This window comes from Shewanella psychromarinicola (assembly GCF_003855155.1).
Taxonomy (GTDB): domain Bacteria; phylum Pseudomonadota; class Gammaproteobacteria; order Enterobacterales; family Shewanellaceae; genus Shewanella; species Shewanella psychromarinicola.
This window is the reverse complement of sequence record NZ_CP034073.1, coordinates 4,912,397-4,930,220: the sequence shown is the minus strand read 5'-3', so window position 1 is coordinate 4,930,220 and position 17,824 is coordinate 4,912,397. Positions and strand designations below refer to the sequence as shown.

Sequence of the window (17,824 nt, the reverse complement as noted above, 5' to 3'; positions counted from 1 at the left end):
TTGAGGCTGTTTTTTGTCGAGCAGCCATTAAGTGCCGGTCCCATTACACAGAATCATCAAAAAGCTATATTAATCGAAAAATTTGTCAGTAGATAGTCGTAACATACTAAGAGGCCATATTGATGCTGGAACAACGTGACAATGTCTTACTAAATTTTTTATTTTCAGATACTTGTGATAAATATCAACATCTAGGACGTGTATTATATCGTTATCAAGAATCTGATTATTTACTGAGCTTACAATCTTATTTTCCGTATCGTTGTCGGATTATTTTTAGTGTTGAATGCTCAACTGAGATTGAATCTTGGTTATCGTTAATTTCATCCGATGCTCATATCGCAAAGCTAGTCAGGCAGAATGATTTATTAGGTTTTGAACTGTCGACTCAAACAGTAAATGATAAATGGATTGCATCATTTCCACAGAATATAGCCGCTGAAATTGTACTTATTCAACAACCTTTAGCACGCCTAAATCAACCGGGTTTGTTAGTGATGGATATGGACTCTACTGCCATTGACATTGAATGTATTGACGAACTCGCTGCCATGGCTGGTGTTGGTGAAGGCGTTGCCGCAGTCACGGCAAGCGCAATGCGTGGTGAGTTAGATTTTGAGCAGTCTTTAAGGCTACGGGTCAGTAAGCTTGCTGGTGCCGATGCTGCCATTATTCAAGAACTGTGCGATACGTTACCGTTAATGCCCGGTCTTGAAGCCATGTTAGCCGAGCTAAAATCGCATCAATGGAAATTGGTGGTCGCATCCGGTGGTTTTACACCCTTTGTGAGCTATTTAAAAACATTACTGGGTCTGGATGCCGCGTTTGCCAACGAACTGGTTATTGTGGATGGCAAGCTCAGTGGCGAAGTGACTGGTCAAGTTGTTGATGCTCAATTTAAGGCGAAAGTGGTTAGTCAGTGCGCCGAACAATGGGCCATTGCATCAGGGCAACGAGTGGCGATTGGTGATGGTGCCAATGACATTGCGATGATCCAAGCTGCCGATTTAGGTGTGGCATTTCATGGCAAGCCTACATTAATTGCCGCTGCAGATGTGTCAATACACCATGTTGATTTACGCGCGTTAGTGTTTTTATTACAGGCGTAGCGGGTAGGTCGTTGGCGCAGTGTACATTCTGATGAATGGCAAGCCTACATTAATTGCCGCTGCAGATGTGCTAATACAAGACACCATGTTGATTTACGCGCGTTAGTGTTTTTATTACAGGCGTAGCGGGTAGGCAGTTGGCGCAGTGTACATTCTGATGAATGCCAAGCCTACATTAATTGCCGCTGCAGATGTGCTAATACAAGACACCATGTTGATTTACGCGCGTTAGTGTTTTTATTGCAGGCGTAGCGGGTAGGTCGTTGGCGCAGTGTACATTCTGATGAATGCCAAGCCTACATTAATTGCCGCTGCAGATGTGCTAATACAAGACACCATGTTGATTTACGCGTGTTAGTGTTTTTATTACAGGCATAGCGGGTAGGTCGTTGGCGCAGTGTACATTCTGATGAATGGCTCGCCTACATTAATTGCCGCTGCAGATGTGCTAATATAAGGCAAGCTGTTGATTTACTTGCGTTAGTGTTTTTATTACAGGCGTAGCACGGAGGTCGTTGGCGCAGTGTACATACTGATGAATGGCAAGCCTACATTAATTGCCGCTGCAGATGTGCTAATACAAGACACCATGTTGATTTACGCGCGTTAGTGTTTTTATTACAGGCGTAGCGGGTAGGTCGTTGGCGCAGTGTACATTCTGATGAATGGCAAGCCTACATTAATTGCCGCTGCAGATGTGCTAATACAAGACACCATGTTGATTTACGCGCGTTAGTGTTTTTGTTACAGGCGTAGCGGGTAGGTCGTTGGTGCAGTGTACATACTGATAAATGGTATTACATCATCTTAGCTCAGGATAAGCATTAAGGTTACCACTAGAATGAAGACTCTATTCTAGTTGTGTTTCACGGCAGTAGTGTTAGTTTGAGATTCATTATTACTAACATAACTGCCTATTTTGACAACAGATATCCAACAAGACTCACTGTTTATCCCTTACCGTAATGGCCAATTGCATCTGCGACACATTCGTCATACTACGCCAACGGCTCTTGGGGTGCCTATTTTGATGCTGCATGGTGCTATGTCTAATGGACGGGTGTTTTATAGTGACTCAGGCCGTGGTTTAGGCTGTTTTTTAGCTAAAGCTGGCTTTGATATTTATGTGATGGATACCGCGGGGCGAGGGTTAAGTGAGCCTAAAATTCATCGCGACTTTACGTTGGGTCAAGGTGAAGTGATCCGTGAACAATTGCCATTGGTGCAACAGTTTATTTTACAGCGTCATCCTTTAGTTAATAAAGTGCATTGGTGTGCCCATTCATGGGGCGGGGTATTAATGGCGAGCAGCTTGGCTCGGTATACTCATTTACAGTCAAGCGTTGCCTCGTTACTCACCTTTGGTTGTAAACGTACTATCAAGGTGAGATCACTTAAAAAATGGTTGATGGTCGATTTTTTCTGGAATCGGTTTGCGCCATTTTGCATTGCCAGGCAAGGCTATTTTGACGCCAGTCGATTTCGCGTCGGCATGGATAATGAGAGCAGTGCATCATTATTACAAACCATTGATTGGGTCAGGGGTGATTGGATTGATCATGACGATAATTTTCATTATGCCCAAGCGGCAGCAAAAGCAGTGTGGCCGCCAGCATGGTTTATCGCTGGTAAAAACGATCATGTTTTAGGCAATCCATCCGATGTGCGCGATATGATAGATGAATGCGGTTTTAGCCAGGTTAAGTACACTTTGCTCGCCAAAGAAAAGGGCAATTTATTGGACTATGATCATGCGGGGATGTTGACTGATCGACAAGCCGAGCAAGATCACTTTGTACAAATTAAACAATGGTATTTATCATTGTCAGGTTAGTTAACCTTAGTTCGGGATAATAAACGGTTATCAAACAATCCTTTGTCCCGCTCACTGCGTTGTATTGACTTGCAATAGGCTCGCTCGATGCGCCTTGTTAGCAAAACAAATCTCAAGTTCGATATTAAATAGGTCAAATACTCTGATTTTGGTTTATTTATCCCAGCTCTTAAGCCGAGTTGAAGTGAGTTAAAGATTGGTTAAACAAGCGCCATTACACTTGGGAAACGGATTTCAACTTCAGTGGTAATATCCAATAATTCACCTGAACCGATAACTTTCCACAATTGTTCTTCCAACTGCTTTGCTCGGTGGTGAGCATGAATGTGGATATATTCTAGCTCGCGTCTAATATAGCTCATATCGGGCTTGTCTGTTGCTCCTACATACACTCTTAATGCCATAAAGTGACCGACTTTTTTACTCTGGGTAATAAATTGAATCTGTTGCGCGTTGTTACCCAGTTCAGATTTGAGCTTACATTGGATCTGCACTGCACCTCTAGGATGGCGAGTGAGTTGCATAAACACCTCAAAAAAGCCCATTTCGTGATTCGGTTTCATCAATTTGAGAGGATCTATAATCTGTTGTTTTAATACATTGTTGTCCAATAGTGGCAGTAAATTGTACTGCAGCACTTTGTCACTGTCTTGGGCAAATAGATGGCTGATTTCGTCGGTTGTCGTGCCGATACCGATATAAGCCATTTTTGCGGCTTTTACTGTTTTTTCGATAAAGTAAGGCACCCCAGGTAACTGACGCATAACAAGGTTTTTCATGCCATCGGCCAATTCTTTTTGTTGACCTTCATTATCTGATAATTGTTCGAGTTTTTGTTTATTGTGGGCAATGAGTTTATTTAAAAACTCGACGCCTTCGTGCGGTGAATGACCAATGGTGGCACTTAAATGCAAGGTCAATCCATTCATCCTGCTACGAATTAATTGATAAGGTAAATGGGTTAAATTGGCCTTGCCAGCTGCGGCTTGAAGACGTGGAAATGACAATGACACGGCACCAGGTTCAGTAAAGTTAGTTGATTGTTCTAAAGTCAGTTGTAAACCTCTGCTCGAAATATCATGAGAGATGCCTGTAACCTGTTTACCACCTTGTTCGATCGTCACTAAGGTTTTAAACACGAATCGAGCCTCATGGCGCCGTTCACTAAATGGCATGGATACTTTTTTGATACTGTTTTGGTTAACTTTAGCTTGAGCAAAAATCTTTAAGCCATTAACATCGGATTGAACAGACCAAGATTGATAGTCTTTACGAGCATCTTTATTAGTTAAATCAATTAATTGTAAAGTATGGCTAAATTGAGATAATTGTTGCTCTGTTAGGGCAGCATAGCGTGCATCATCACCCGGTAAGGTCGATGTTTTGTAGTTTTTACTGTGATCAATCGGCTGGGTGATAATTTTAAACACTCGCCAACTGGCTTTTGCTGAGGCAAAGCCTAGAAATAAATGGGTATTTTTGGTCGCTTTAAGCTCTGCTAAGTTAGCAGAATAAAAGTATAATTTACCGTTAGTCTTATGGGTAAAACTGAAGAGGTAGCAATAATCGCTATTGCTTGGGTATTTGATTAGTTGGCTTAAGCGCTTGCTATTAATTAAACTAGGCAACTGACTGATTTTATTTTCATCTTGAAAATAATGTTGGATCGGTTGGTTACCTCTACCCAGCAATTGGTGGGTTATCTCTGGCTTGCCGTTAATAATAGAAACAAACAGCGGTAAATGCGTTAATAGCGGTAAGTAGTGACGTTCATAACCCAATCCTGTCGCCGTTACAATGACGTCGTTGACATCCACTTTATAACGAAATTTATAGCTGCGGATAAGCTTGGATAGCACGTTATCTAATGCCTCTGCGCCGCCAAGTCTTTTCAGTCTAAAGATAGCACTATCATCTTTATTTTGAATATCGACTATTTGATAATCAACGCCTTGCTGTAAATCTTCTAGGTAAAATTCATCACCGAGTTCTAGTAGCTTTACCCGTAATGGCTTGTCTTGGTCTAAGTGATGTTTTAATGGCAACTTAATGCGGGCACCGCCGACGGATAAATCAAGGGTAACGCCATTAACTTCAGTTATTCCTTGCTGAGAAACCATAATCCGAATGCTATAATTCATGCGTTCTTCGCAGCGATTAAAGTAGCTGCCGAGTACGACTCCAGGTACAAGAAATGGATTTTCTTGGTTAACAATCTCGACTGGGCCATTTTCTCTTAGCTTAATGCGCCGTGATTTATGGGTTTGTATAACGTGCTCATATACCCCTAGGGTATATTTGTTACGGTATAACGGCAGTGCTTGTAACAAGGCTTCTTTAGCGGGTGCGTCTAGAAAGTGCTTTTGATTGGCGACGATGACTTCTTCACAGGGCAGTTCCGTTTTATGACGCAAATCAATAATTCGGGTGCATAAAGATGAGATACGGTTTAACTCCATTTTCAAAAGAAAACGGGTTGAATTAGATTCGTCAAAAGTTAACTGTTCGAACACGTCCTGAAAATCAGGTTCCATGAACAGTGGTTTGAGTTGTTCAATTAATGCACTGTGATTGTCTAAACTCATTATTATGTCGTTTCAAATGCTTATGGTGAGTCTGGCTGATATCTTTATCGGCAAGAAATTGCTGATCTTTATAGTAATATATATTTCAGTGATGTTCGAGAAGTATGCTGAAATGATATTGTGGGTAATTGATCCGCCATTAAGATTAACCTAGTGTATTAATGATAACGCGGCATTGATCTAACGCTTAGTCACGCTGGGTTCAAGTAACAAGTAACAAGTAACTAATAACAAGTGCAACTTGCTACTCACTTATGGCTTATTTATATCGTGTGTGGACAAGATTGTAACCGTTGGCAACGCTCTGGCTAAATCTGCTTGTTATAGTTGTTATAGTTGTTATAGGTATGAGTTGTTTAAGCAGCCATTTTTCCTTGTTGTTGATGATAAGTATAAGCAGTAAAAATAGTGTCTTAATAGCGATTATTTATTAGGGCTGGGACTGAATAAGTTGAATCGAATGTATTTAATTGATTTACAACATGGGAATTAACATGGCTAAAGCTCCAAAAATGACATTTGTTTGTGACGATTGTGGCCAAGATTATCCGCGTTGGCAGGGGCAGTGTCGTTGTGGTGCGTGGAATTCTTTGGTCGAAATGAAATTATCAGCATCAAAGAGTTCAACGTCACGGTCATCGGTACTCGGGTATGCGGGTGGAGTCGGCGGCGGCTCGAAAAAACTCAGTGAAGTTGAGTCAGAGGACGCCGAAAAAAGACTGACTCAGATAGGGGAGTTGGACCGAGTATTAAGCGGTGGCTTAACAACAGGGTCGGTGAATATTATTTCAGGTGATCCTGGTGCGGGTAAAACAACCCTGTTATCTGATTTGGTCGCGCGAATGTCGCAATCAATGGCTTCATTGTACTGTACGGCTGAAGAGTCATTATCTCAGTTTAAAAACCGGGTTAATCGTTTAAAGCTTAATTACAACGAAGATAACTTGTATCTGCTGTCTGAAACCAGCGTAGAAGCCATTATTGAGGAGCTAGACGCTAAGCAAATTAAGTTTGCCGTGATTGATTCTATTCAAGCTGTGGTTACCGATGCGGCAAATGGTAGCCCAGGGTCACCCTCACAAGTTAAAACAGCGGCACAGGCCTTTACCCAATATTGTAAAAAAAATAATGTCACCATGTTTATTATTGCTCATGTGAATAAAAATAACGAAATTGCCGGCCCGCAAACCTTAGTGCATATCGTGGATGCATTGTTACATATTGATACCAATGACGGTCAAATTCGGACTTTGCGCGCCAATAAAAACCGTTTTGGCGATGTTGATACCGTGGGTATATTCCGCATGAGTGAGCGCGGTATGCTCAGCGTTGATAACCCAAGCGAAATATTTCTATCAGGCTCGACCACTGACTCACCGGGTTCGACTATTACTTGTATACGTAAAGGTAACCGTAACTTACTGTTAGAAATACAATGTTTAACCACGGAAACTGAATCAGAGTTCCCACAACGCGTGTGTGTTGGATTAAACATGAATCGAATTAAGATGTTAACTGGTATTTTACGTAAACATACTAAAACTAAGATATTCCATGATACGTTTTTTAATATAGTGGGCGGTTTGAAAATTGATGAGTCAGAAACCTGTATCGACTTAGCGCTTGTAACCGCATTATTGAGCAGTTTAAATGACTTTGTGGTGCCTAGAACGACTTGCATCATGGGGGAGTTGAGCTTGAACGGCGATGTGCGCCCAATTGATAGTGGTGTGCCGAGGGTAAAGGAAGCTGCGCAGCATGGGTTTACGGAAATTTTTATTCCATTTCGTAATTATCATAAAACCATGGAAGGGCTTGGCGCAAAAATTATCCCCGTTAAAACTATCCATGAGTTACTTGAACTAATTAAATAACCCTCGATTGATAGCGCTGGAACTTGCGATTAACAGGGTAGGTCATTGACTTACCCTTTTGGCATATTTACTGACAATAATTATCGGTCGATTTTTAAGGTACAGGAGTGATTAAAGACGTAATTTCACGATTTAATAATTCTGCATCACCCATATTCAGTTCAATAATTCGGCGAAGGTGAGTAATACTTTCAACATCGATATGAGTACATTTTAAGCCAAGGTGCTCAGGTGTTTTATGCACAATGGCGGCTTGCATTTTTAGTTCGATATCAGAATCAGGTAACATAAACTCGAGAGTTAAGATGCTATTGAGTTGACCGGTATATCCTAGCGGTAGCTCAACTAATGCGCCATTGAGACTTAAATCTAAAATCTTAGTTCGCCAAGTTTGTTCTGTTTGTGCGATATAAGCACTGGCATCAAATAATATACGAGAAAATTTACGCCTGTTGTCCATGGTTTACCCTTATTTATCAGTACCGCTATGACACTGAGTCAATGTTTATCTTTCAAGCATACTTGATTTTTGTTGATTACGCAGAGAATATTTAGCATAAAAAAAGGAGCACGTTGTGCTCCTTTTTTATATTGAGTTATTAAGTTCTCTTGCTTCAACTACACCAGTAAATGGCCCATTAATGCAATTATAGGAAGCGTCACTAAGGTTCTTAAAATAAAGATAACGAATAGCTCAAAAAAGTTAACTGGGATTTTACTACCAATCAAAAGAGCACCTACCTCGCTCATATAAATAAGCTGAGTGACCGATAATGCGGCAATAACAAAACGGGTTAAGTCTGACTCAATAGAGCTGGCTAAAATGGAGGGAATAAACATATCGGCAAATCCCACCACAATCGTTTTCGACGCTGCGGTGGCTTCAGGGATTTGCAGCAGCTCTAATAGTGGAATAAATGGCATCCCTAAGTAGTTAAAAAGAGGGGTATGTTCAGCTAACACCAATGCGACGGTACCAATCCCCATAACAACAGGGATCACCCCAAATATCATATCAACAACGTTTTTAACCCCTTCAGTTAGGACATGCTTTATCCCACCGGCCTTAGAGGCGCGTTGCATTGCTTGTTCAAATCCCCACGAAAATACCCCATGACTGGCTGGGATGGTTTCGTCATCTTCATGGCGAGGGGTATCATCGATGTAATTATCTTTTTTCCATGATAGCGGAGGTAATTTAGGTACTATGATTGCGGCAACAAAACCGGCTAAACACACAGTGAGATAAAACGGGACAAAAAGGTGTTCAAGTTTGACTTGTGATATGACCACTAGGCTAAAGGTAATCGACACCGCAGAGAAGGTTGTGCCAATAACAGCCGCTTCGCGGGCGGTATAAAAACGAGTTTCGTATTGTTTGGTGGTCATTAAAATACCCACACTGCCGTCACCTAGCCAAGAGGCCATACAGTCAATGGCACTGCGTCCGGGTAAATTGAATATGGGACGCATCACTTTAGTTAATAAAGTGCCAAAAAATTCCAATAAACCAAAATTGAGTAATAGTGGTAATAACATGCCAGCAAAAATGAATACTGAAAACAGTACAGGCACTAAATCATTCAGTACTAAGCCACCGGTTGCCGATGAAATAATGGCGTCGGGTCCCACTTGCAAATAAACCATCACGATAAAGATTGCGCCTAATATTCGTATGGCTAACCAAAATAAATTCACTTTCAGCAAGGTGCGTAAAAAAGTGCTTTTACGCACGAATTTAGGATTAATGAGCTGAGTGAGCAACGAGGCTAATGCCATTAATACAACGATGCAGGTAACAATAAGCTGGATCGAGCTGCCCATTTGGCTTTGCAATGCTTTTGAGATAATGGCAATTGGAATGGTAATCGAACCTTCAATATTGATAGGCGTCATAAACAGTAGTAAGCCAATCAGTGACGGAATAATAAAGGTGAGAATTGTTTTAATGCTATGTTTTTTTTGTGTCACGTTAAATACACCTTACTTATGTGCTTTAAGTTGGCCAGCTGTGCTACCCAACGTTTTATCATGGACAGAAATTGAATGTCCATTCAGTTGTGTTTTTTGGGTAGGCAAGGTTACCCCCTTATCTGCTGTATGTAAAACGAATACTGAGTCGAATAGATATTAGTTAAATGTGAGTAGATATTTACTTAGGGGAAAGGTCAGGGTATATAATAAAACCCTAATCTAATCATTAGATTGGATATTTGTTGCTAAGGTGTTTTATCTTAGGCTTTATGTTGATATCCATTGTTTTAGCGCCATTAATGAGCACGGATATTCCCGCTAATTTTGATCACATTCTTTAAGCCATAATAGCTAGGACGGACTGCGTCCTTAGGGTCTAGGAATAGAGTGCCTGCGGCTGCTAGGACTCGAGGACACTTCGCTTCTAGGTTCTAGGTTCTAGGTTCTAGGTTCTAGGGCGGACTTCGTCCTGCTAGGAAACGATAACAAGCGAACACTTCGCTGCTAAGATTTTATAGCATCTAGCCGCGCAGCGACCTAGGACCTAGAAGGATCGAAGCACCGCCCTCTGGCGAGCTGGCGAGTTCCTAGAACCAATCAGTCGCGAAGCGACGATCTCTTATATTCAATCACTGCCTTTTTCAGTTATCCTAAGGGATCTTTGAAACGAGCATGTTGAAGTGACTTGGGTATATTCAGGACCCATTCGGAAGGTTTTTGGGATTTTAGGCACAGTCCATGCCGGGTAATCCTAACCAATAACCATTACAATGATGATTGATAATCGATGCATGGTTTTGATCATTTAACTGTTTTTTGATCAGGGTTTCAATATTCAGTGAGTTGTTTTTTGCATGCTCTAATGCATGGGCAAGATCTGAACCCATGGCAATATCGGTTAATTTATTGGGCGATATCCGCCAATAATCAATGCCCATATCCACCATCTGTGGGATTTGCTTAATCAGATTCACCTGTGCCGCTGACTGCGTTTGAATACCGTTCAAGCGTAATAAAGGTTGCGACTCCTGGGTTTGAGCCAGTAAACCTTTGCTGTGTCGTTGGCAAATTGTTTGGCATTTGTCTTTAGGAAGTTGGTAATGTTTGGCGGTAAAGCAACGCGCAGAATGAGCTAATGGTAAATACCCGTGGCCGAGCACTTCAATTTCAAACTTAGGTTTATTGCCTTGATTAATAACTGAACTTAACCATTGTTGTGATAGTTCGCAAGGCATCACAAAACGGAACATCCCTTTTTGATGCAATAAATCAAGACTGGTTCGATTGTAATTATTAATTGTTGGTCCGCACACAAAGGGAACTTTGGCTTGGTGCGCATAATGCACCGCAGCCATATCATTGGCTTCAATACTGAAATCACCATTCTCAATCGCCCGTTTTAGCTCATTGAGTTCAGATTGTGCTTCTATTAGTGCCATGGTCGATAGCACCACATGCTTACCATGAGATTTAAGCATATTGGCAAGGTTAAGATAGTCGTTAAACTTCAGTTCACGACGGCGACTGCACACGGTTTCACCCAAATAAACGGTATCAATATTACTTAACGCGACTTGATCATAGAAATGTTCAACGTCAGTTTTTGACCAGCAGTAACTAATTGGAGCAAGTGATATTTTCATTGTGCAACCTTATTGCCATTGACGCTCATAAGCGCCCAATGTAGTAATTTGACCTTCAGATACTTTTGCTAACGCTTGTGACCATTGCGGTTGTTCGCAAAAAGACTCGGGACTGGCCAAATAAGCGTCGATAGCACTGCGCCAAACGTGAGTGACTTGGCTAACATAAGCAGGGCTGCGCTGACGACCTTCAATTTTGAGTGATTTGATCCCCGCACGGGCAAGTTCAGGTAATAAGCTTAAGGTGTTTAAACTGGTAGGTGATTCCAGTAAATATTTTGCATCATGATCGTATTCGGCAACATAACGGCCTTTACAGACCACGGGATAACCTAGTTGTTGGCTCGCATCGGCTTTATCGATTAACACATCATTGAGCCGAGTCAGCTTGTCGCTGCCAGCATCTTGCCAGCGCACATGGTTAGCAGGGGAACATGAGCCGCCTGTATTAGGTGATTGGCCTGTGACATAAGATGATAAATGACAGCGTCCTTCAGCCATGATGCATAAACTCCCAAAAGCAAAGACTTCAAGTTCAACCGGGCTCACTTTGGCTAAATCTCGAACTTGTTTCATTGACAGCACTCGCGGCAACACTGCACGCTCAATATTAAAAGCCTGTTGATAGAATGACAATGCACCTAGGTTTGTGGCACTGGCCTGTACTGATAAATGCAAGGGAAGGTGCGGGTAGTGCTGGTGGGCATAATCGAGCAATGATAGATCCGCTACTATGAGTGCATCCATGTTTAACTGTGCCGCTAAATCGACGGCTTGATACCAACGATGTTCTTCACCGGGTTTAGGAAAGGTGTTTAGAGTTAAAAAGACTTTTCGGCCTTGGCGATGGGCCAATTGGGTGGCTTGCGTTAGCTGTGAGGCCGAAAAGTTTAAGCCTGCAAACGAACGCGCATTGGTGTCATCTTTAAGTCCGAGGTAAACCGCATCAGCGCCGGCATTGAACGCGGCTTTCAGTGACGCTAAATTACCTGCGGGGCATAAGAGTTCCATTTTGGTGTGCTCATTTTTTTTTAAGAAGAGGAGTGTAAATGTGATTGAGTTAACATGATTTGATTTAAAACAGGTTTCGTTAGATCAATTACCAGTAAACTGACTCTATTACTCGTTCTATTTCCAAGTAGGTACTCTCGATGGCTCAAGCGTTTACACAACAATTATCGCAACACTTATCGCAACAGTTGTTACATTTTGCGCCTCAAGTTAGCCGTCGTTCATTGAACGTGATGCCGGAAAAGTTAAAAATAATCGTCATCAATAAACTACTGAATTTAGTGTTAGCTGAACAATTGATGTCAGATGAACTCCATTTTCTACAGCAAAAGTGGGTTGGTATTTGTGTCGACGATATTGGTTTACGTTTTGAGGTGAGTATGGACACACAATTACAGGTGCGATCTTTTACCCAGCCCGATGTGACATTCAGTGCCAATGTGCCTGAGTTAGTTTTGGTTGCGGCAGGTAAAGAAGATCCAGACACACTCTTTTTCCAGCGTAAATTACGCATTGAAGGGGATACTGAATTAGGGTTAGAAGTCAAAAATATGTTGCTGTCTATTGAATTAGAGAACTTACCTAAACCAGCGCAAATTGGCATTGAAAAATTTGCAAAAATGCTGCAAATATTAACAGCTAATGAGTGATTGCCTTGTTGTTTAATATAAAAAAACGGCGCATTTAGCGCCGTTTTTGCCGGTGTCAGATGCTCAATGTTGACATGACAACTTGTCCGTAAGCATGGCGAATTGATTTAGCCATGGGTTTTGTGACTCTGCTGTGGGTCTGAATTTATACCATCAATGGCACAAACCGATCCGCAAGTCGGCTTGTCGAAGTGATCCTCGCCTCCAGTGCTGCATGGACCCAATGTTCTACGCATTCAGAGTCTTATGCATTCAGTGTCGGTTTTATCACCATCGCCGAAAACCCATTGACCGACACTAAGCGACGTCGGTGGGGTGTTCATAACAGCTTCACCTATGGTGATAACCTTTTAGGGCATTCGGGTTTTGCATCACAATGAATGTCGCTATCGTCGCTATTAATACCATAAAAATATCCGCTAAACTGAGTTTAGCGGATATTGATTTTCTGACGCAAAGCGTCAAAGGATGGTGACATATTGCCAGTGCTAGACTAGTGCTAGACTCTTTATTGCTAGAATATTATTGCTAGAATATTAGTGCTAGTCATCGCTAGTAACAGATTTACTCAGCGGGCTCGACCACGATATTATGATCTAAGGTGACGGCCGTTTGGGTCATCAATCTGCCGTTAACCGTCGCGTCCGTATTTAAGCTTATGCCTTTTTCAGCCAAAACCACACCCTCAAAATGCACCGTTGTATCAAGTGCCACACCGGCACTTCCGGCCACTTGCCAGAAGATATTTTTTGCCTGAGCGCCGCCTTCTAAAGTAATACGACTGGCACCCTCTTGAGTAAGGTCACCTGCTATCTGAAAAATCCACACGTCATTGGCACTGCCTGAAAGGGTCACATTGGTAGTGATCAACACACCTGAACTCCACTTATATAGACCTGGCTCTAACGTCATGCCACTAATATTACCGGCACCGAGTTCAGTATAGTCGGGTAACGTTCTGCCAGCAGCATCGTTATAGGCTGTGCCCATATCAAGCACGGCTTGGGCAACCAGAGTATTATCAGGTGCTGCGCCTTTAAAGCAGTTAACTACACCACTACCTGTGTATCCGACGTCTGAGCCATAAATAGTACCGTTGATTTCAGAACACGTTACATTGTCCATCGCAGCCGACGTGATAGGGCTTGCACCTATGTCGCCTGTTATAGCGGAAGCTGGAACATTGGTAATACCAGATTTAGTCAAAATGGCAAAATCCCCAGCAGTGCTTAAGTTAACCGGTTTTGGCCCAAGAGCCGCGGCAGCACTAGTGGTAAAACTCCAGCTGAACTTCGTCGCTAATAGATTAGCTGGGATCGCCAAATCGGCGATAGCAGTAGTCAGGGTCGCGGTATAGAGCGTATTGGCCGCTAAATTATCATCTGGATTGAAGCTTGCCTTGGTGCCTTGAAAACTAATCACACCCGCGACAAGATTTGTACCATCACTTAAGGTAAAGCTGGATCCGTTTACCGTATTAGGATCAAGCGCCTCACTAAAATCAGCGGTCACATTTCTATTCAAAGCAAAATTCTTGGCTAGATCAACCGGGTCGTTTGATACTATCTGTGGTGCAATAACATCATGCAACGCAGAGGTGGTAAATGACCAGCTAAAGCCACTGGTCAGCGCGACGCCTTTAGCATTTTTTACATCCGTTGTGATTGATACTTGGTACTGAGTGTTATACGTAAAATCACTGTTTGGGGTAAACACAGCGGTATGACTCGTTTCATTATAAGAGACGGCTCCTACCACGACGGTTTCGCTGGCATCTTTTACAATAAAGCTGGCATCATTAATCGTTTGCCCATCCATGGCTTCATTGAAAGTTACTGTGACCTGTTGGTTGATCGCCACATTAGCCGCAAGATCACTTGGATTGCTGATATTAATAGTCGGCACAACTTCTGGCGCAATGACGGACACAATAGCTGGATCGTTGTTATCGTCACTACAACCCGCGACTAAGGTAAGCAGCACTGCGGCGCTAGCCCACATCGGCTGAGTAAAATGTTTTTTGCTTGTGTGCATATTTTGTATCCTTTAAAAAAATTTAACCTCGCAACACCAAGAATGCTTACGTCCTTCATCGGGAATAGAGCCGATAAATAGATTTTCTTTGCTGCTGTGAATGGTCGGTTATGCCAAAAGGCATTCATTGATAGGTAAATGGTTTATCGGTAACGGTGCTTAAAAATCGCAATGTTTTGCGCTTATATCAGCACCGCTTAGGGATCCTTGAGGAGACAAGCTATCTGTCTCCTCGGTCTTTTGTTAAGTCGACTCGTGTCAGTCGACCGTCAAACTAAGGTTTTTTGGTTATATCATTGGATTCCAAAGTAACCTCTTCCGTAACCGCCATTAGTCGACCTGTGACGATAGCATCGGTAAGCACATTCACTTTTGACCAAGCGAAGACATTTCCAGCGAAGCTGGTGCCAGTGCCGATAACGGTTTTTCCTGCGGTTCTCCAATAGACGTTCTTTGCCTGTGCGCCATTGCTAAGGACAATGTCGCCACCTGGAGCACCAGTAGATAGATCACCGCCTATGGTAAAGATGAACACAGAATCAGGCTCTCCTTGAGCATCAAGCGTAAGAGTACCGGTCTGAATAGTGACGTTAGATGCCGTTTTATAGACACCACGAGTCATGGTCAGATTACCCAATTCAATCGGAAGCACCTGAGTAGCAGCGTTTGGATTAGGATCTTTCGCGAGAAAGCTATAGGCAATACCTAAATCAGTTCTCGACTGATTGATAAATGCAACCATTGAGGCATAAGGCACAGGGATCACATAAGGGGGTGTGCTGTCGTCGCCCGCATAAGATAAGCCATTGGTCAGTTCATCAAGTTCGCCTGCCTTCACTCCAGGGGTAAAGCCTGCATAATAAGAGCGTGCTTGGTCAAGAATCGCCAAGTCACCACCGACAATGGCAGAACCACTCGTGGTCGTAATGGCCTGTGAGGCAAGGATGGCAAAACGCGCCACTTCACCCAATTCTGGTGCTAGCGGGTTATTGAGTATCGCTTCTTCGACCGTCAGGTTTGTTTCCGCTGATTTGCCGTCTAGTGTTGCAATAATGACGGATGTACCGACATCAACGCCGCTAGCGAGACCGCTGTTTGACTTACCGTTGGCATTCATAGTGGCTACCTGTGTATCGGCAGATGACCAAGTAACTGATGAGGTGATATTAATTTCGCTAGTGTCAGAATAAGTTCCTGTAGCAGTGAACTGTTTCGTATTACCGTTAGAAATTATCGGATCACTCGGCGTTACTGTAATTGAATCCAGCGTCGCATTTATGACAGTCAAGTTGCTATCATCGGATATCGTGTCTAAGGTTGCCGTAATAAGCGACGAACCTGCATCAATACCAGTGGCAAGACCGTTAGTATCTATCGTTGCTACTAAGAGATCTGTTGATGACCAGATCACCTTTGTCGATACATCATGAACAGAGTCGTCTGAATAAGTGCCGGTGGCAGCAAACTGCTTGCTCATACCCTTGATAACGCTCGGAGTAGCTGGCGAAACAACTAATGAACTCAATATGGCATTAGTGACAGTTAATGTTGTACTACCTGATGTAGCACCTGATGTTGCGGTAATATCTGACGTACCAGAGGCCACGCCACTTGCAAGACCATTAGTGTTTACTGTAGCAACACTGGTATTTGCAGAAGACCACTCAGCTGAGGCCGTGATGTCAGTCGATGTTCCGTCTGAGAAAACCCCTGTAGCTTTTAATTGTTGCGTTTGGTCTTTGGGAATACTTGGATTGCCTGGCGTTACCGTAATTGAAGATAACGTCGCATCCGTAACCGTTAACACTGAAGTGGCTGATATCGCGCCTGAGGTTGCGGTAATAACCGACGACCCAGTGGCAATACCTCTTGCAATACCACTAGAGACCACTGTCGCAACACTGGTATCAGCCGATGACCAAGTCACTGAGGTGGTGATATCAACAGATGTACCATCGGAATACGTACCGGTAGCAGTAAACTGCTCGGTCAAGCCATTGGCAATGCTGGGGTCAACAGGTGTTAGCGCAATTGAATTCAACACCGCATCCGTAACAGTTAACGTTGAAGTCGCTGATTTAGCACCAAAAGTTGCGGTAACAACTGAGGTACCCGTGGCAAGGGCACTCGCCAGACCACTATCATTTACTGTCGCAACGTCGGTCTCTGCAGATAACCAAGTGGCTGACGCCGTAATGTCAACTGAGATACCGTCTGAATAAGTCGCGGTCGCGGTCAACTGCTGGGTCAAGCCTTTGGTAATGCTTGGGTCAATGGGCGTTAACGCTATTGAGCTTAAAATAGTATCTGTGATGGTGAGCTCAGTCGTTGTTTCCTCAGAGCCTAAAGAAGCGGTAATAAGCGCAGAGCCTATGGCAACGCCGCTGGCAAGGCCACTCTCATTCACTGTGGCAACTTGCGTATTGGCCGATGACCAAGTGACTGATGCGGTGACATCTGGCGACGTGCCGTTCGAATAAGTACCAGTAACCATGAACTGTTTGGTCAAGCCATTGGCAATGCTCGGATTAGCTGGTGTGATGGCCAGATAGATAATTGAGCATTGCATCGGTGACGGTTAGCGTGGTTGTTGCCGATTGCACATCTGATGAGCTTATAGATGCTGTAATCGCAGCTGAACCTGGGATAACCCCTGTGGCGAGACCGCTGCCATTGATTGTGGCAATAGCCGAGTCATCAGATGACCAGGTTGCCGAGCTGGAGATATCAGACGAGGTGCCGTCCGAATAGGTGCCTATAGCAGTAAACTGTTGCTTCAAGCCGGCGGGCAAGCTTGAGTTGGCAGGGGTAATTGCTATGGATGATAGTACGGCCCCATTATCGTTATTAGTGTTGTTATTATCGTCGTTATTACAACCCGCTAAGAGGAAAACTCCCAGCAGCATCGTAAATAGAAGCGATGCCTTTTTGTTAAATATATTCATACCATTATTCCTTAGAAATTCTGTGAAATTACGTTTACATTCCCTTTACTTTTCCGTCTTCTTCCTGCTTATTGTTGATGGCGACAATGACTGATAATCAAGTTAGATTCTCTGTTGTGTGATCTTATCTGTTTACTGAAAAAACTAGACCTATTTTCCGGGAGA

The 17,824-nt window shown here is 43.0% G+C and carries 12 protein-coding genes; 4 read left to right on the top strand and 8 right to left on the bottom strand.

Annotated features, from left to right (window positions below):
- Window positions 1–122 precede the first annotated feature (122 nt).
- Both serB and EGC80_RS21405 read left to right on the top strand, forming a co-directional pair.
- A complete protein-coding gene (gene serB / locus EGC80_RS21410; RefSeq protein ID WP_124012065.1) occupies window positions 123–1,109 on the top strand; it encodes a phosphoserine phosphatase SerB in 987 nt (328 codons plus the stop codon).
- A gap of 919 nt (window positions 1,110–2,028) precedes the next feature.
- Complete coding sequence (locus EGC80_RS21405; protein ID WP_101032500.1) at window positions 2,029–2,943, top strand: alpha/beta fold hydrolase; 915 nt, start codon at window positions 2,029–2,031, stop codon at window positions 2,941–2,943.
- Window positions 2,944–3,143: 200 nt separating this feature from the next.
- Here the strand turns inward: EGC80_RS21405 and EGC80_RS21400 are convergent, their stop codons facing one another.
- Complete coding sequence (locus EGC80_RS21400) at window positions 3,144–5,528, bottom strand: PilZ domain-containing protein (RefSeq protein WP_124012064.1); 2,385 nt, start codon at window positions 5,526–5,528, stop codon at window positions 3,144–3,146.
- A gap of 494 nt (window positions 5,529–6,022) precedes the next feature.
- Between EGC80_RS21400 and radA the strand changes: the two genes are divergently transcribed.
- Window positions 6,023–7,402 (top strand): DNA repair protein RadA, encoded by a 1,380-nt coding sequence (gene radA, locus EGC80_RS21395; RefSeq protein ID WP_101032498.1) that lies wholly within the window; start codon window positions 6,023–6,025, stop codon window positions 7,400–7,402.
- Between the two features lie 94 nt (window positions 7,403–7,496).
- On the opposite strand, the gene EGC80_RS21390 is transcribed toward radA, so the two are convergent.
- The 4 genes from EGC80_RS21390 to ubiU form a co-directional block, all read right to left on the bottom strand.
- Window positions 7,497–7,862 carry a PilZ domain-containing protein gene (locus tag EGC80_RS21390; protein ID WP_101032497.1) on the bottom strand — a complete coding sequence of 122 codons (366 nt, stop codon included), beginning with the start codon at window positions 7,860–7,862 and terminating at the stop codon, window positions 7,497–7,499.
- Between the two features lie 158 nt (window positions 7,863–8,020).
- Entirely contained in the window at window positions 8,021–9,352 is a 1,332-nt protein-coding gene (locus tag EGC80_RS21385; RefSeq protein ID WP_372491460.1) for a YjiH family protein, read from the bottom strand.
- A 749-nt stretch (window positions 9,353–10,101) separates the two neighbouring features.
- Complete coding sequence (locus tag EGC80_RS21380) at window positions 10,102–11,019, bottom strand: U32 family peptidase (RefSeq protein WP_101032495.1); 918 nt, start codon at window positions 11,017–11,019, stop codon at window positions 10,102–10,104.
- 9 nt (window positions 11,020–11,028) lie between these two features.
- Window positions 11,029–12,030, bottom strand: coding sequence for a ubiquinone anaerobic biosynthesis protein UbiU (gene ubiU, locus EGC80_RS21375; RefSeq protein WP_124012062.1), 1,002 nt, complete (start codon window positions 12,028–12,030; stop codon window positions 11,029–11,031).
- A 140-nt stretch (window positions 12,031–12,170) separates the two neighbouring features.
- Here ubiU and ubiT point away from each other — a divergent pair, with 140 nt between their 5' ends.
- A complete protein-coding gene (ubiT, locus tag EGC80_RS21370; RefSeq protein ID WP_124012061.1) occupies window positions 12,171–12,680 on the top strand; it encodes a ubiquinone anaerobic biosynthesis accessory factor UbiT in 510 nt (169 codons plus the stop codon).
- Window positions 12,681–13,244: 564 nt separating this feature from the next.
- Here the strand turns inward: ubiT and EGC80_RS21365 are convergent.
- The 3 genes from EGC80_RS21365 to EGC80_RS21355 form a co-directional block, all read right to left on the bottom strand.
- Window positions 13,245–14,714 (bottom strand): ice-binding family protein, encoded by a 1,470-nt coding sequence (locus EGC80_RS21365; protein WP_124012060.1) that lies wholly within the window; start codon window positions 14,712–14,714, stop codon window positions 13,245–13,247.
- A gap of 274 nt (window positions 14,715–14,988) precedes the next feature.
- Window positions 14,989–17,283: an Ig-like domain-containing protein gene (locus EGC80_RS21360; RefSeq protein WP_206191819.1), complete on the bottom strand. Its 2,295-nt coding sequence runs from the start codon at window positions 17,281–17,283 to the stop codon at window positions 14,989–14,991.
- On the bottom strand, window positions 17,243–17,659 hold the full coding sequence (locus EGC80_RS21355) for an Ig-like domain-containing protein (protein ID WP_124012059.1): 417 nt from the start codon (window positions 17,657–17,659) through the stop codon (window positions 17,243–17,245). The genes EGC80_RS21360 and EGC80_RS21355 overlap by 41 nt, the downstream gene beginning before the upstream one ends.
- Window positions 17,660–17,824: the final 165 nt, after the last annotated feature.

Excerpts from the sequence above, each read along its gene's own strand:
- EGC80_RS21365 (WP_124012060.1), bottom strand. The coding sequence starts at position 14,714 with ATGCACACAAGCAAAAAACATTTTACTCAGCCGATGTGGGCTAGCGCC.
- EGC80_RS21380 (WP_101032495.1), bottom strand. The coding sequence starts at position 11,019 with ATGAAAATATCACTTGCTCCAATTAGTTACTGCTGGTCAAAAACTGAC.
- ubiT (WP_124012061.1), top strand. The coding sequence starts at position 12,171 with ATGGCTCAAGCGTTTACACAACAATTATCGCAACACTTATCGCAACAG.
- EGC80_RS21360 (WP_206191819.1), bottom strand. The coding sequence starts at position 17,283 with ATGCAATGCTCAATTATCTATCTGGCCATCACACCAGCTAATCCGAGC.
- EGC80_RS21390 (WP_101032497.1), bottom strand. The coding sequence starts at position 7,862 with ATGGACAACAGGCGTAAATTTTCTCGTATATTATTTGATGCCAGTGCT.
- EGC80_RS21355 (WP_124012059.1), bottom strand. The coding sequence starts at position 17,659 with ATGAATATATTTAACAAAAAGGCATCGCTTCTATTTACGATGCTGCTG.
- radA (WP_101032498.1), top strand. The coding sequence starts at position 6,023 with ATGGCTAAAGCTCCAAAAATGACATTTGTTTGTGACGATTGTGGCCAA.
- ubiU (WP_124012062.1), bottom strand. The coding sequence starts at position 12,030 with ATGGAACTCTTATGCCCCGCAGGTAATTTAGCGTCACTGAAAGCCGCG.
- serB (WP_124012065.1), top strand. The coding sequence starts at position 123 with ATGCTGGAACAACGTGACAATGTCTTACTAAATTTTTTATTTTCAGAT.
- EGC80_RS21400 (WP_124012064.1), bottom strand. The coding sequence starts at position 5,528 with ATGAGTTTAGACAATCACAGTGCATTAATTGAACAACTCAAACCACTG.